Raw genomic sequence first — 13259 nt, 5'->3', positions numbered from 1 at the left:
GATTGTGTTAAACGTCAGTTTTACTGATTGCAATAACTTGCAATTTCACGTTGTTGGCGTTGGCAAAAAGTGGCGTAATAAAACGCAGAGATAAAAATAATTTATTAAAAATCAATGCAATAAAAAACATTTCCGGCTGGCACAGTGCTTGCTCTTCCGTTTTTGCCAATTGGGGCACAACAACGGAGAGTCAGCAAATGGAAATGTCAAATCTGAAACACAGCGATCAGACCCCTTCGCTTTACCCGGCGTTATCTGTCGATTGGGAACAGGTGTTTCTTCAACACGGAAAGAAATTACACAACTTTATCCGTAAGCGCGTCAGCAACCATGATGACGTCGAGGATTTGCAGCAAATGACCTATCTGGAAGTGCTCAAACATCGGGATAAGTTTGCAGGCGCATCACGGCCGGAAACCTGGGTGTTCGGAATTGCGCTCAATCTGGTCCGTAACTATTTCAAACAAACACGGCAGCGCGATCAGGAAATCGGTGATGAGATGCTGGAACACATCGCAATCGATCTCGATCCCGGCGTGATTACCGAAAGTCAGCGGGCATTGGAACGGGCGGCGGAATCCATTGCCATTCTCCCTGAGGATACCCGGCACATGCTGCTGCAACTGCTGGATACCGACGCCAGCTATCAGGATCTCGCTTTGCAGTTAGGGATACCGATCGGTACGGTTCGGTCACGGTTATCCCGCGCCAGGGGCGTCATCCGTCAAGCCGTTGAGTCCTGAGGTATTCATTAAGGCTAGAGGGGGCGGCTGTTTCCGCCGTTTTTACTACTTATGCAGCGATCGCCTTAACAAACAGGCGGTTGCTGCTCGAAACGTAGGTTACGCACAGTGATATCAGGTTGCATTTATACCGTTGTCAGGCTGCCTGCCCATCTTCTGAAATGTTGAGACGCCGTATTCAGGCGCCTGCATGGGTGGGCGCCTGGACAATTGTCTTAATCAAGTAAGGAGAGAGCAATGATGTTTATCCAACCTTTTCATTCCGATGAGGAAACCCAGGCCCCTGAGCTGGAACTGGTGGATTTTGCGTTTAGCCGTATTAAGGACGCGATTTACATCGTCAATGAAGAACAGCGCTTTTGTTATGCCAACGGGGCCGCCAGCCAGATACTGGGCTACAGCGTTGAAGAGTTCATGCATCTGAAGGTGGCCGATATCGACCCGTACTGGGTTGCCGAGCACCTTTCACCCAACTGGTTACAGGAGTATGAATCGGGTGTCGGTATCACGTTTGAAACACGCCACCTCACCCGTTACGGCATGGTTATCCCCGTCGAGGTCAATCTCACACATTTTCAACATAGAGGACGTAGTTATAGTATGTGTGTCGTCAGAGATATCAGGGAACGTAAACATATCGAACAACTGGCTTACGCGCGGGAACAGGAGTTCCGTGCGCTGGTTGAAAATACGCCGGATTTGATTATCCGTTTCGATCCCAATCTTCATTGCCAGTACGCCAACGCCATGAGTCTTAAACATCTGGACTTCACCGCAGAGCAAATTCGGGGGCGTAGGATTTCGTCATTAATGCCTGGCGCAGAGTGTGCCATCCGCATGGAACAACTGGTGCAGCAGGTTGTCGATACCCGAAGCAGCGCGGAAGGTGAAGTCATGGAAGAGCGGGGCAAAGGTGAGCATCGCCATCAAAGCATTCACCATATTCGCTGCGTGCCGGAGTTCAATCAGCACGGTGAACTGGTTTCCATCCTGACCGTGGGACGGGATATTACGGCCATTCGCTATGCGGAGAAGAAGTTGGCCGATTCGCATATGAAGCTGCGTTTACTGGCGCGCCAGCGTGAGATCTCACGCGAGGAGGAGCGTAAGCATATCGCGCAGGAAATTCACGATGAGCTGGGCCAGCACCTGACGACGATCCGCATGAGCCTATCGCTGATGCGCATGTGTTTCGCCAAAGATAACCCGGATATGCAGGCGCAACTGCAAAAACTGATGCAGTTGGCCGACCAGACTATCCAGGTGGTTCGCAATGTATCGACCCGGCTGCGGCCAAATGTGCTGAATATGGGACTGACTCCGGCGCTGGAATGGCTGAGCGATGAATTTAACCGTTATTACAGCGCGACCTGTCTGCTGCGCACACTCGGAGAGCCGCTGGTGCTGAACGACGAGAGCACGACGGCGGCATTCCGCGTCGCGCAGGAGTCGCTAACCAACGTCGCGCGCTATGCCGCCGCTACGCAGGTATTTATCACGCTGGATAACCAGCAGGACCACGTTGTTTTGTGCATCAAGGATAACGGCAAAGGGTTCGATGCTCAGGCAAAAAATAAGAATGCCTTCGGGCTGATGAGTATGAAAGAGCGAGGGCGCATGCTGGGCGGTGAGGTGGTCATTGAGAGCACGCCCGGTGAAGGTACGCTGGTGCAATTGACCTTCCCGAAAAATGGCTACACTCGCTAATCAGGGAAAGCGAATAACAACAGGAAGAAATGAGTAATGAGCAAACAAATACGCCTCATGATCGCAGACGATCACGTCATTATGCGTGAAGGTCTTAAACAGATTTTTGCGCTGGATGACTCGTTGAATGTGGTGGCCGAAGCGGGAAACGGCGCGCAGGTTTTAGCGCAGTTGCGCAATATCGCCATCGATTTATTGTTGTTGGACATGTCAATGCCGGGGATCAGCGGTGAAGCGCTGATTTCACGCGTGGTGGCGCAGTATCCGCGTCTGCCGATTTTGGTGCTCAGCATGTATAGCGAGGCGCAAATTGCCCAACATGCGCTGAAGAGCGGCGCCAAAGGCTATATCACCAAAGATAAGGATCCGGAAACGCTGCTGTCGGCGATCCGGCGTGTGGCGCAGGGCGCCCGCTATATCGATCACACGATTGCCGAGCAGTTGGTGTTTGCCAATTATACGCATGGCGGCAGGGCAGAGCACGATATCCTGACGGCCAGAGAACACCAGATTATGATTATGTTTGCGCAGGGTATGGGCATTAATACCATTGCCAATGAGCTGGCCATCAGCAACAAAACGGTCAGCACACATAAGTCGCGGATGATGGAAAAAATGCAGTTCAGCACTAATGCGGAGATTGTTAAGTATGTCTTCAGTAAGAAGCTGATCCCCTGAACATCCCCTCCGACAAGGAAAGGACGCAGGTGACCGGGATTCGCCAGTCGGCGGATCCCAGGATGATGTATTACGATTCTTTAACGATGTCTTTACGATTTCTTGCGGGTTGTTTAAATTTATAATTTATTGTTTTGTTTGGTTTTTATGCGTTTTTTGTAGGCATTTTCCTACAAATGTCGCTGGGATCCCTACCGGATGTTCAGCGATGCCTGATGGTTTCATTGTTCAATGACGGTGATGCTTGTCATCGTTCCACCGGTGACAAATCGGTGTGCGCCACGCGAGAAAACATCGCGAACGTACGATGGTAACCCACACGTTATGGAAGGCAATCAGTTAGCCCTTTGGGCACCAGGAGTTGTTAATGAGTAACCATTACCGTCAGGACAAACAGTACTACCCATCATCGAGCTATTTTCCGCCATCGCCTGTGGTTGAAGATATTCACTCGGTGCTCTCACCTATTATCAATGTGATTGCTCCCCTTAATGTCGATATCGTTCTGGAAGGCGAAACCGGCACAGGGAAAGACACGTTGGCTAATCGGATCCACCGGCTTTCCCGATGCAGCGGCCCTCTGGTGGCGGTGAACTGCGCCGCGGTACCGGAAAATCTGGCCGAGAGCGAACTTTTCGGCGTGGTATCGGGCGCGTATACCGGCGCTAACCGTTCCCGCGCCGGATATCTGGAAAGCGCGGATAAAGGGATCCTGTTTCTGGATGAAATCGACAGTATGCCAATGACGCTGCAAGCCAAGATGTTACGCGTGCTGGAAAGTCGCGGCGTTAAGCGACTGGGGAGCACTCAGTTCACGCCCGTGGATATGCGCGTGATTGTGGCGACGCAAACTCCGCTGTTGCAACTGGTGGAAAAAGGATTGTTTCGCCGCGATCTCTATTTTCGTCTGGATACGGTCAAGATTCAGTTGCCGACACTGCGTTCGCGCAGCGATCTCATTTTGCCGCTATTTCAGCGTTTTAGTCAGGAAGCGGCGATGCGTCTGAGAATGACGCCGCCGACGATGACCGCGGAGATTCACGAGCGGTTGCTGACCCATAGCTGGCCTGGCAACATCCGCGAGCTGAAAGCCGCGGCGGAGCGTTGGGCGCTGGGGCTGTCGCCGCTGGCGGAAAGTCAGCCGCTATTGCATCCGCATCCTTTACAGCTGAAAGACCGTTTAAAGCGCATCGAAAAATTTTTGATTCAGGATGCTTTGCACCGCCATGACCACCGTATTGACGATGTGGTGATGGAACTGGGTATTCCTAAACGCACGTTTTACCACCGTCTGAAAGTCCTGAATGTGGCGGTGCGGGAAATGTGCGCAGGGGCGGGAGAAACCTGTCAGGCCTGATGCCGAAAGCCGATGATTGTCGACGTGAAGTGCGGAGGTGAACACACCCCGCACTTCATCCGATGAAGCCGACCCTTTTCATTCGCACATGCCGTTTACAGGGAATAGGGGTTGCACATCATTGCATTGCGCGCGCAGCCGATCGGGTTACGTCGTTTCTATCGGCGGGCACGAATAATGGTGGATGTCCGGTAGATCGTGCACGGCGACCGCTTTACCAAAATACCATCCCTGTAGCATCGCGGAAGGGCAGCGTTGCAGGATGTAGGCGGCTTGTTCACGCGTTTCTACCCCTTCGATAACCACAGGAATGTCCAGCTTTTGGATCAGGGTAAATAACAGTTCCGCCATCGCGGCTTTCAACGAGTCCGTACCGATGGCGCAGACGAATATTTTATCGATTTTGAGTATGTCGAACGGCAGGCGGGCCAGATAGTCAAGATTGGAATAGCCGGTGCCAAAATCGTCCAGCGCAATCTTATAGCCTAAGCGCTGTAAAGCCCAAAGACTGTCGGCCAGCGCCTGATGAGAAGTGCCCGACCGCTCGGTGAGCTCCAACATGATGCGCGTTCTGTCGATTCCCAGCGCGTCACAACTCCGCCGCAGGAAATCATGATAATCAGGCGAAACAATATCGGATACGGACAGATTAATACTGAGAATAAAGGGCGCTTCCTGAGTGAGATACGGTTGCATATCGTGCAGCGCCTGACGCGTGATAATACGGGTTAACTCGGCGGAACAGCCTGTTTTTTCTGCGATACTGATGAAATGCTCTGGTGATACGTTGGCGCCGCGCTCGTTTTTCCAGCGCGCCAGCGCTTCTACGCCGACAATCGCACGCTGCGGCAGGCTGATGAGCGGTTGGTAATGCACCTGAAACCGCTGGTATTTGATCGCGCGCTTAAGCTGTGATGACAGCGCATGATGTCGCTCGTAGTAGAGCTGATAAAACAGGGCAAAACTGGCGCCGATCAGCCCGCCGACAAAAAGCAGCGAGACGATCACATACCAGGGGCGATACAGGATACCGGCAGAATCGAGCTGCGCTAATACGCAGATATTATAATTTGTCGCACAGAAAAACGTCTGGCGTTTTCCCATCGTCAACCACGAGTTTTCCCCGAGCGGTAATTGCTTGAATGTTGTCGGCATCACGTTGCCAAACGTTTGATAAACATGTTCCCGATTACGGGTCGTCAGCATGGCGCTGTACCCGGCCGGCGGATGCGTGAAATGATGAAATGCGGCGGCGGCAGTGATGGTGGCTACGCCGTTGAGACTGGCCATGTCCGCGATGATGCGTGGATCAATCATCTTGTTCGTCGCTGTCCAGAGATGTATGCCATCGGCAGTCGTCAGATTCGGCGGCAGCAGAAAGACCGGAGGATTGAGGACACCCCAACCCGCGGAGCAGATGAGATAGTTGTTCTTGATACGTCCAATATCGCGCAGGTAAACGGAGTAAAAGGACATCAGGCGTAATTCTTTCAGGTCGGCGCTGGAGCAGGGGGGATTATTCAGCGTCAGTACCCGGTTGAGGATTTCACGACTCTCATTGGCGACGACGGTTCCCTGATTAAGGACTTGCTGACCATAGCGCAGCAATTGTGTTTGCTCCTGTCTGGCTAAAATTCCCTGCCCGATAAACAGAGCGAACATCGCGCAGCCAAACGAAACCAAAACAAGCCTGAACCACAATCCGGAATGGGTATTAAGGGTGAGCATAGCGTTCATCCAGCCGGGGGGAGAAAATAGTGCAGCATGGGTTCTGGTGTTGCTTCCTTGCCAGTTGCACAACGTTTTTCTGCCATCGTCACCATGGCATAATCGTTCCTGTTATCCCAAAAGCGTCTGAATCCAGTAAGGACAGGCACACTTTTTTGCCATTTTAAAATAAAATAACCAACGTCTAACGGTCGGAAAGATGGAGAAAAATAGGCCAGTTCTTCCCCTCATCCCCCTGGCGCGTTGAAATTTATGCGCTGAGGGAACTCATCCAGCGCCATCTCTACTTAATGAATGAACACGATGTCCTTGCATAGCAGGGCCGCTCATTTCTGCAACCATCATTCTATTAGGAGATACATCATGGCTTTTGGACTTTCACAGATTGCCTCTCAAACTGCCGCGCTGACGCTGGATAGTGCGATGTCTGATTCATTAAAGCAGGCATCAGAAGCGCAGGCATCGAAAATCGCGCTGGATACCGAAAACTCCATTCTGGATGGTCAAATGGACTCTGCATCCAAGTCATTGAACTCCGGACAGAAAGCGGCAAAGGCCATTCAGTTCTGAGGGTGAGTCAAAAGGCCGGAATCCCACTCCGGCTTTATTTTCCGGGGTCGATCTTCGCTTCGGACCATCGCTGAAATACGCCATTTCTCACACGCTCCCCATGAACCGCGCCGGTAATGTACAACTCAGCAAGTTCCTCTCTCATCTGAACCTCGCGCCCTGACGCACAGAAATTTTCTTGCTCACAGGAACTCACTCCAACGCATCGCCACTCAATGAATGAACAAGATGACTGTCTAGACAGCATGACGGTTCGCTACCGTAACTATTCTTTTATTAGGAGATATATCATGGCTTTTGGAGCTTCTCAGGTTGCGTCAAGAGACGCCTCTTCATTGCTGGATAACGCAATGGCTTCTTCATTAAAGCAGGCATCAGAAGCGCAGGCATCGAAGATCGCGCTGGATACCGAAAACTCCATTCTGGATGGTCAGATGGATTCTGCATCAAAATCATTGAACTCCGGGCAGAAAGCGGCAAAGGCGATTCAGTTCTGAGGATGAATCAACGGGCCGGAATCTGATTCCGGCTCGATGTTGTTTTGCATGAACCGCAACCCCATCCTCGTCCTCAGCCGCGTTGCGTCACGTCCACACACTTGAAACCGCTCCACAGTGGCTGAGCCATAAACCTCGCCGACTGCACGTTTGTCACATGCCCAACGTCATCACTCGGGATATTTCCCGATAAAGGGAACTCATCCGACTTCATCTCTACTTAATGAATGAACAAGAGGGCTGTCTATACGGCGTGACGGTTCACTACCGTAATCATTCATTCTATTTAGGAGATATATCATGGCTTCAGGGCTTTCTCTGGTCCCTTATCAAGGTAATTCGTTGGCACAGACAGGCGGCGCTTCTCAGGCCGCCTCCAAAGACGCGGCTTCGCTGTTGGATAATGCCATGGCCGATTCACTGGGAAAGGCGTCACAGGCGCAGGCATCGAAAATCGCGTTGGATACCGAAAACTCCATTCTGGATGGTCAGATGGATTCTGCCTCTAAATCATTGAACTCCGGGCAGAAAGCGGCAAAGGCGATTCAGTTCTGAGTGTGAGTCACGGGTCGGGGTCATGCTCCGGCCTTATTTTAATTTGCCTGCGATGGAACCCCAATCATGAAAATCAATCACGCCACAACCGCGCATCAGCCGGGCAATATTTCGCTGGCCGATAATGAAACGGCCTTTTCCAGTCACCGTCAGGATGTTGCCTGGTTCAGCGCGGCGCTGTCATCCACGCCGGTAACGGCGGAAACCGGCAACAGCCAATGGCTGAGCGCGCTGGCGGAGAAATCTCAGGGTCTGAATGCCGTGTTTAAATCCGCCGAGCGCGACGTCAGTCAGTCGATGCGTTCCAATAATCCTAAAGATGTGCTGGATGCGACCCGAACGTTGTCGTCGTTCTATCTGGAAAGCCTGCTGAGCGCCAAAGTCGTGGCGAAAAGCGTGCAGAGTCTGGAAAAACTCACCAACTTACAGTAACTGACTATGAAAATCGATAAGCGAATATGGCTTCTGCTGATCGGTCTACTGGTCGGCTGCGGCGAGCCGATTGAACTGAATCGCGGGCTGTCGGAAAACGATGCCAACGAGGCTATTTCGGTGCTTGGCCGCTATCAGATCGGTGCGGAAAAACGTATCGACAAAACGGGTGTGACGCTGATTATCGATGCGAAAAACATGGAACGGGCCGTCAACATTCTCAACGCGGCAGGATTGCCGAAACAGCCGCGCACTAATCTGGGGGCCGTTTTTCAGAAAAGCGGCGTGATCTCGACGCCCCTGGAAGAGCGCGCTCGTTACATCTATGCCTTATCCCAGGAAGTGGAGGCGACGCTGGCGCAAATCGACGGTGTACTGGTGGCGCGAGTCCATGTGGTGTTGCCGGAACGGATTGCGCCGGGCGAGCCGGTTCAGCCAGCATCGGCGGCGGTGTTCATCAAATACCGTGCTGAACTGGAGCCGGATAGCATGGAGCCGCGCATCCGTCGTATGGTGGCCAGCAGTATCCCCGGTCTGTCAGGCAAGGACGATAAAGAGCTGGCGATCGTTTTTGTTCCGGCGGAACCGTATCAGGATACGATCCCGGTCGTCATGGTGGGGCCGTTCACCTTCACGCCGGATGAGATGCGGCGCTGGCAGTGGAGCGTGGGGCTGATCGGGCTGATGCTGACCGGGCTGTTAGGCTGGCGTATCGGTAAGCCTTATCTGCGGCAGTGGCGGCAGAAAAAAGCGGAGGCCCCGTCGTCATGACCGCACAAGAAGACACCCTGATACGCGACGCGGACAACGGCACGCTGCTCGCGTGGGTCATCTGGTGGGCGGAAGGCTGTTTGTTACAGGCTGACCCCAGTTGGCAAGAGGAACAGGCGGCGCTGCCAGACGCGCCACTGCGTCGTAGCTGGCTGCATGTGAACGCGGTTCGGCTTAATCGGCGTTTCTCCCTGCCGCTGGCGCCGCCGCCAGCCCCGCTGACGTCATTGATGCAGTTGGGCGCGCTGGATGGCGCGCAGCGGGAAAAACTGTTGCGCCTCATGGCGCGGGTTTGTCAGCCCGTGCGTGAACAACACCGCGCTGACGAGGAAGATAAATGGTGTGAACGGCTGGCAAAGGCGCTGAGACCGGGATTATGGCTACCCGCTCAGATGACATTTTCCGGCCCATCCCCTGAAACGCGCATTCAGACGGCGTTGATGTTGTTGCGCCTTCGCTACGGTGAAGCATGCTGGCCGCGTCTGCGGTTGTTGTTTCCACGCGACCGGGCAACACGCTGCCCGGCTCCGACGACCTCATTACCCGTCTCCCGGCTGACCGCGCTGTGTGATGCCGTCATCTGGAAGGCGTCAGCGCTCGCCTAGATGCGTCTATTTCTCTCGTATGTGGTAAGGACAAAATATGTTGATAACGAAAACGTTGGCGACCATTCCCGGCGCAAGCCGGGAGGAAACGGTGATTATTCCGGCGGAACGGGTGGCGGCGCATCGTCGCAGTCGAACACTCTGGGAGGACGCTCACGTGCAGGCGGAGGCGATCGTGGCGCAGGCGCATGAACGCGCGCAGTCGCTCTGCGAACAGGCGGTAGAAAAAGCGGAAGCGGCGTTTTGGCAGCAGGTGAATCCACTGTTGCAGGGCATTCAGCACGACCGGGAGAATCTTGAGCAAACCCTGATTACGCAAGCCGGACAGCTGCTGCGCGAGGCATTGTCGCAGTTGCTGGATGACACGCCTGAGTCAGCGCGCCATCACGCGTTATTGCGGCAATTGCTGAAGCAACAGCGGGGAGAAAGCCAGGGAACGTTATACTGCCATCCTGCTCAGCTTGCCGACGTACAGCGCTGGCTCAATGCGCATGCGCATTTGGCGTGGCGTCTTGCCAGCGATGAGACGCTGGATAGCGATGCCATGAAACTGATCACGGCACATGGCGTGCTGTCACTGAGCTGGCGGCAGGCGACGGCGCAGCTTGTACCGCCCGCGGCGCCATTGGAACACCGTGCACCGGCGGGCTGATGCCTTTACGCGGGCTTCATCTCGTTCTTACCGGCGCGTTTTACCGCACATGGCGTCAGCGCCGCGTTCTGGCGCCATGTGCGGCTGCTTTCCTCCCGACGCTTCTCGCGTCTTCTTATCTTTCCGCCTCGTAAATCCCCATCATCCGCTGGGAACTGCGCCCCAGGGCTAACCACTCACTATCAGGTTTATGAACAGAGCCTGTTTAGGCAGAAAATAGCGATGAGGAACCCGTTATGTCACTTAATCCCATTCAGCGCCGTTTAGATGCGCACCTGGTCGATTCGCAGCGCAAGCTGGATGATATTGCGCTGGACGTCGCCGAAGGCGGCGCCAGTCAGGCGGACAGTTACGCCTTTTATGAAGCCAGCATGGATTACTCCAACGCCAGTTGGGCCGTCGGGCAGTTGCTGAGCGTTAAGCATGGTTTGGCAAAGGCTATCATCAATGACTTCAACTGATTTGGCCGCGATGCTGGAGCAGTGGCTAAACGGCGGGACGCCGGCGCTGACGTTAGAGATCGACGGCGGCGCGGTGGCCGTGGTGCGGCTGTCGTCTGGCGTGGCGTGTAGCGCGGCGATCCCGCTTCATGATCTGCCGGATGACGCGGTACTGACGCGCGCGCTGCGGTTGGCCGAAGCCGCCCGCAGCGCCTTACGGGATGAGGCCGCGATGCTCTCGCTGTCTCCACAGGATGAACAGCTCTGGCTATGGATGCCGCCCGACGCCGATGACGTCATGCAACTGTGCCGCAGTCTGGAAACCTTACTTAATCAACGGGATGTTTGGCTGAGCCTGCTCACGCCACGCGTGAAAACGTCCGTTGCCGCACCGCTTAATCTGAACACGCTGGCTTTTTTGCAAGGAGAACGACATGCGTAAGGGATTGATGGGTAAAAAATGGTTGTCTCATAAAGGGTATCGAAGCCTGCTGGCGCTCTATCGCTGGTTTTGCTGGGCTGTGGTCTTGATTGGGGTTATCCCCGTGAACGGCATCATGTCTCCGGCGCATGCGGCGACGCCCACCGGCTGGGACAAAGGGGCGTATGCGTATTCAGCGGAACAGACGCCGTTGTCAGTGATTCTGACGGATTTCGCCAATAGCCACGGTGTGGATCTGGTGTTAGGGAATATCGCCGACAATGAGGTGACGGCGAAGATCCGGGCGGATAGCCCCGTGCAGTTTCTCGACAGGCTAGCGTTGGAACACCGTTTTCAGTGGTTCGTTTACAACAATGCGCTGTATGTCAGCCCACAGGATGAACAGGCATCGGTACGTCTGGAAATCTCGCCGGATGCCGCGCCAGACCTGAAACAGGCGCTCAGCGGCGTCGGACTGCTCGACGCCCGTTTCGGCTGGGGGGAATTACCTGAGGAAGGGGTGGTGCTGGTGACCGGGCCTCAGGCCTATATCGATCTGATCCGCAATTTCAGTCAGCAGCGGGAAAAACAGGAAGATCGACGTAAGGTGATGATCTTTCCGCTGCGCTATGCCTCGGTATCCGACCGGACACTGCAATATCGCGATCAAAAAATCACGCTTCCCGGCGTGGCCACTATTCTCAATGAGCTCATGGATGGCCAGCGTGCGGCACCGGCGGGGGCTGCCAGCCCGGCGCCCGCGCTGCCGGATACGGGCATGGAGGCGATGCGGGAAAGTACGCGTGCGATGATGACCCGGCTGGCGACGCGCAACAGCCCGACGCGGCGCGGTGAGGCGGCGGGGCGCGGGACATTAAGCGGCAAGATTTCCGCCGATGTGCGTAATAACGCGCTGCTGATTCGGGATGATGAAAAACGCCGGGCCGAGTATCAGCAGCTCGTCGAATACATCGATGTGCCGCAAAATCTGGTCAATATTGATGCCATCATCCTGGATATCGATCGTACTGCGCTGTCGCGGCTGGAGGCGAACTGGCAAGCGCAGCTCGGCAATGTGAGCGCGGGCAGCACCATGATGATGGGTCGAAGCACCCTGTTTGTCAGCGATTTCAAACGGTTTTTTGCCGATATTCAGGCGCTGGAAGGCGAGGGGACGGCTTCCATTGTCGCCAATCCTTCCGTTCTGACGCTGGAAAACCAGCCTGCGATCGTTGATTTCAGCCGAACCGCGTTTATCAAGGCGACGGGCGAGCGGGTCGTGGATATTCAACCCGTCACGGCAGGCACCAGTCTACAGGTCACGCCGCGCGTGGTGGGCGAAGGGGCGCGGCGTAGCATCCAGCTGGTCATTGATATTGAAGACGGTCAGGTTGAAACGGGACCAGAGGGCGAAGCATCAGGTGTGAAGCGCGGCAATGTCAGTACGCAGGCGCTGATTGGGGAAAATCGTGCGCTGGTGTTGGGAGGTTTTCATGTGGAAGAGAGCGGCGATCGCGACCACCGTATTCCAATCCTTGGGGATATCGCGCTGCTGGGGAAATTGTTTACCTCTACCCGTCATGAAGTGTCTCGCCGTGAGCGCTTGTTTATTCTGACGCCGCATTTGGTTGGCGATCAAACCGATCCCACTCGTTACGTCTCCTCCGCGAATCGCCAGCAGTTAAATGGCGTCATGAATCGCGTCGCACAGCGCAACGCGAAAACGGATCTCTACAGCATGATTGAAGGCGCTTTTCGGGATCTGGCCAGCCGGCAGCTTCCTGCCGGGTTTCAGGCCGAAAGCCGGGGGATGCGGCTGGGAGACGTGTGTCGCTCGCAGCCGGGCCTGCTCTATGACAGTTCGCGCTATCAGTGGTACGGCAATGGCGAAGTGCGTCTGAGCATCGGCGTGGTGCGTAACGTGGGCGCGCAGCCGCAGCGTTTTGATGAAGCGGCCTGCGCCAGCCGCCGCACGCTGGCCGTCGCGGCATGGCCGAAAACAACGCTGGCGCCGGGAGAATCGAGCGAAGTGTTTCTGGCCGTGCAGCCTGCACTCACGCCGCAGACAGCCAGACGCGCTGTGTTGGTCGGTCATTGATTTTC

16 protein-coding genes are annotated in these 13259 nt (G+C 54.8%); 14 read left to right on the top strand and 2 right to left on the bottom strand.

Features of this window, described 5'->3' with window-relative positions; all coding sequences use genetic code 11:
* Nucleotides 1-7: 7 nt before the first annotated feature.
* A complete protein-coding gene (locus EDC54_RS17905; protein ID WP_165904297.1) occupies nt 8-169 on the bottom strand; it encodes a hypothetical protein in 162 nt (53 codons plus the stop codon).
* A 28-nt stretch (nt 170-197) separates the two neighbouring features.
* Here EDC54_RS17905 and EDC54_RS09870 point away from each other — a divergent pair, with 28 nt between their 5' ends.
* The 4 genes from EDC54_RS09870 to EDC54_RS09855 all read left to right on the top strand — a co-directional run bounded on the left by EDC54_RS09870 (nt 198) and on the right by EDC54_RS09855 (nt 4485).
* Entirely contained in the window at nt 198-743 is a 546-nt protein-coding gene (locus EDC54_RS09870) for an RNA polymerase sigma factor (protein WP_132455683.1), read from the top strand.
* A gap of 237 nt (nt 744-980) precedes the next feature.
* Nucleotides 981-2450, top strand: coding sequence for a PAS domain-containing sensor histidine kinase (locus tag EDC54_RS09865; RefSeq protein ID WP_132455681.1), 1470 nt, complete (start codon nt 981-983; stop codon nt 2448-2450).
* Nucleotides 2451-2486: 36 nt separating this feature from the next.
* Complete coding sequence (locus EDC54_RS09860) at nt 2487-3128, top strand: response regulator transcription factor (RefSeq protein ID WP_132455679.1); 642 nt, start codon at nt 2487-2489, stop codon at nt 3126-3128.
* A 367-nt stretch (nt 3129-3495) separates the two neighbouring features.
* Nucleotides 3496-4485 carry a sigma 54-interacting transcriptional regulator gene (locus EDC54_RS09855; protein WP_132455677.1) on the top strand — a complete coding sequence of 330 codons (990 nt, stop codon included), beginning with the start codon at nt 3496-3498 and terminating at the stop codon, nt 4483-4485.
* 147 nt (nt 4486-4632) lie between these two features.
* Here EDC54_RS09855 and EDC54_RS09850 read toward each other — a convergent pair whose 3' ends face one another.
* The gene (locus EDC54_RS09850) at nt 4633-6213 is read right to left on the bottom strand and encodes an EAL domain-containing protein (RefSeq protein ID WP_132455675.1); all 1581 of its coding nucleotides are present in this window, start codon (nt 6211-6213) and stop codon (nt 4633-4635) included.
* 363 nt (nt 6214-6576) lie between these two features.
* Here EDC54_RS09850 and EDC54_RS09845 point away from each other — a divergent pair, with 363 nt between their 5' ends.
* The 10 genes from EDC54_RS09845 to sctC all read left to right on the top strand — a co-directional run bounded on the left by EDC54_RS09845 (nt 6577) and on the right by sctC (nt 13254).
* A complete protein-coding gene (locus EDC54_RS09845; protein ID WP_132455673.1) occupies nt 6577-6783 on the top strand; it encodes a hypothetical protein in 207 nt (68 codons plus the stop codon).
* 290 nt (nt 6784-7073) lie between these two features.
* Nucleotides 7074-7280 (top strand): hypothetical protein, encoded by a 207-nt coding sequence (locus tag EDC54_RS09840; protein WP_132455671.1) that lies wholly within the window; start codon nt 7074-7076, stop codon nt 7278-7280.
* 300 nt (nt 7281-7580) lie between these two features.
* Entirely contained in the window at nt 7581-7835 is a 255-nt protein-coding gene (locus EDC54_RS09835) for a hypothetical protein (RefSeq protein ID WP_132455669.1), read from the top strand.
* A 66-nt stretch (nt 7836-7901) separates the two neighbouring features.
* Nucleotides 7902-8267, top strand: a complete 366-nt coding sequence (locus EDC54_RS09830) for an EscI/YscI/HrpB family type III secretion system inner rod protein (RefSeq protein WP_132455667.1) — start codon at nt 7902-7904, stop codon at nt 8265-8267.
* Between the two features lie 6 nt (nt 8268-8273).
* Entirely contained in the window at nt 8274-9038 is a 765-nt protein-coding gene (gene sctJ, locus EDC54_RS09825) for a type III secretion system inner membrane ring lipoprotein SctJ (protein WP_132455665.1), read from the top strand.
* Nucleotides 9035-9643: a type III secretion protein gene (locus EDC54_RS09820; protein WP_132455663.1), complete on the top strand. Its 609-nt coding sequence runs from the start codon at nt 9035-9037 to the stop codon at nt 9641-9643. Before sctJ ends, EDC54_RS09820 begins: the two co-directional genes overlap by 4 nt.
* Nucleotides 9644-9680: 37 nt before the next feature.
* Nucleotides 9681-10295, top strand: a complete 615-nt coding sequence (gene sctL, locus EDC54_RS09815) for a type III secretion system stator protein SctL (RefSeq protein ID WP_132455661.1) — start codon at nt 9681-9683, stop codon at nt 10293-10295.
* Between the two features lie 236 nt (nt 10296-10531).
* The gene (locus tag EDC54_RS09810; RefSeq protein ID WP_132455659.1) at nt 10532-10756 is read left to right on the top strand and encodes a type III secretion protein HrpF; all 225 of its coding nucleotides are present in this window, start codon (nt 10532-10534) and stop codon (nt 10754-10756) included.
* Nucleotides 10743-11177, top strand: coding sequence for a type III secretion system chaperone (locus EDC54_RS09805; RefSeq protein ID WP_132455657.1), 435 nt, complete (start codon nt 10743-10745; stop codon nt 11175-11177). Before EDC54_RS09810 ends, EDC54_RS09805 begins: the two co-directional genes overlap by 14 nt.
* A complete protein-coding gene (gene sctC, locus EDC54_RS09800; RefSeq protein WP_132455655.1) occupies nt 11170-13254 on the top strand; it encodes a type III secretion system outer membrane ring subunit SctC in 2085 nt (694 codons plus the stop codon). The genes EDC54_RS09805 and sctC overlap by 8 nt, the downstream gene beginning before the upstream one ends.
* The last annotated feature ends 5 nt before the right edge of the window (nt 13255-13259 follow it).

Source organism: Samsonia erythrinae (assembly GCF_004342665.1).
Taxonomy (GTDB): domain Bacteria; phylum Pseudomonadota; class Gammaproteobacteria; order Enterobacterales; family Enterobacteriaceae; genus Samsonia; species Samsonia erythrinae.
Note: the sequence above shows the minus strand (reverse complement) of the source record. Positions and strands in the feature narration are given on the sequence as shown.

Bases quoted from the DNA above. Each gene is read 5' to 3' on its own strand.
- sctJ (WP_132455665.1), top strand. From the start codon at position 8,274: ATGAAAATCGATAAGCGAATATGGCTTCTGCTGATCGGTCTACTGGTC.
- EDC54_RS09830 (WP_132455667.1), top strand. From the start codon at position 7,902: ATGAAAATCAATCACGCCACAACCGCGCATCAGCCGGGCAATATTTCG.
- EDC54_RS09865 (WP_132455681.1), top strand. From the start codon at position 981: ATGATGTTTATCCAACCTTTTCATTCCGATGAGGAAACCCAGGCCCCT.
- EDC54_RS09805 (WP_132455657.1), top strand. From the start codon at position 10,743: ATGACTTCAACTGATTTGGCCGCGATGCTGGAGCAGTGGCTAAACGGC.
- EDC54_RS09810 (WP_132455659.1), top strand. From the start codon at position 10,532: ATGTCACTTAATCCCATTCAGCGCCGTTTAGATGCGCACCTGGTCGAT.
- sctC (WP_132455655.1), top strand. From the start codon at position 11,170: ATGCGTAAGGGATTGATGGGTAAAAAATGGTTGTCTCATAAAGGGTAT.
- EDC54_RS09850 (WP_132455675.1), bottom strand. From the start codon at position 6,213: ATGCTCACCCTTAATACCCATTCCGGATTGTGGTTCAGGCTTGTTTTG.
- EDC54_RS09840 (WP_132455671.1), top strand. From the start codon at position 7,074: ATGGCTTTTGGAGCTTCTCAGGTTGCGTCAAGAGACGCCTCTTCATTG.
- EDC54_RS09855 (WP_132455677.1), top strand. From the start codon at position 3,496: ATGAGTAACCATTACCGTCAGGACAAACAGTACTACCCATCATCGAGC.
- EDC54_RS09860 (WP_132455679.1), top strand. From the start codon at position 2,487: ATGAGCAAACAAATACGCCTCATGATCGCAGACGATCACGTCATTATG.
- EDC54_RS09870 (WP_132455683.1), top strand. From the start codon at position 198: ATGGAAATGTCAAATCTGAAACACAGCGATCAGACCCCTTCGCTTTAC.
- sctL (WP_132455661.1), top strand. From the start codon at position 9,681: ATGTTGATAACGAAAACGTTGGCGACCATTCCCGGCGCAAGCCGGGAG.
- EDC54_RS09845 (WP_132455673.1), top strand. From the start codon at position 6,577: ATGGCTTTTGGACTTTCACAGATTGCCTCTCAAACTGCCGCGCTGACG.
- EDC54_RS09835 (WP_132455669.1), top strand. From the start codon at position 7,581: ATGGCTTCAGGGCTTTCTCTGGTCCCTTATCAAGGTAATTCGTTGGCA.
- EDC54_RS09820 (WP_132455663.1), top strand. From the start codon at position 9,035: ATGACCGCACAAGAAGACACCCTGATACGCGACGCGGACAACGGCACG.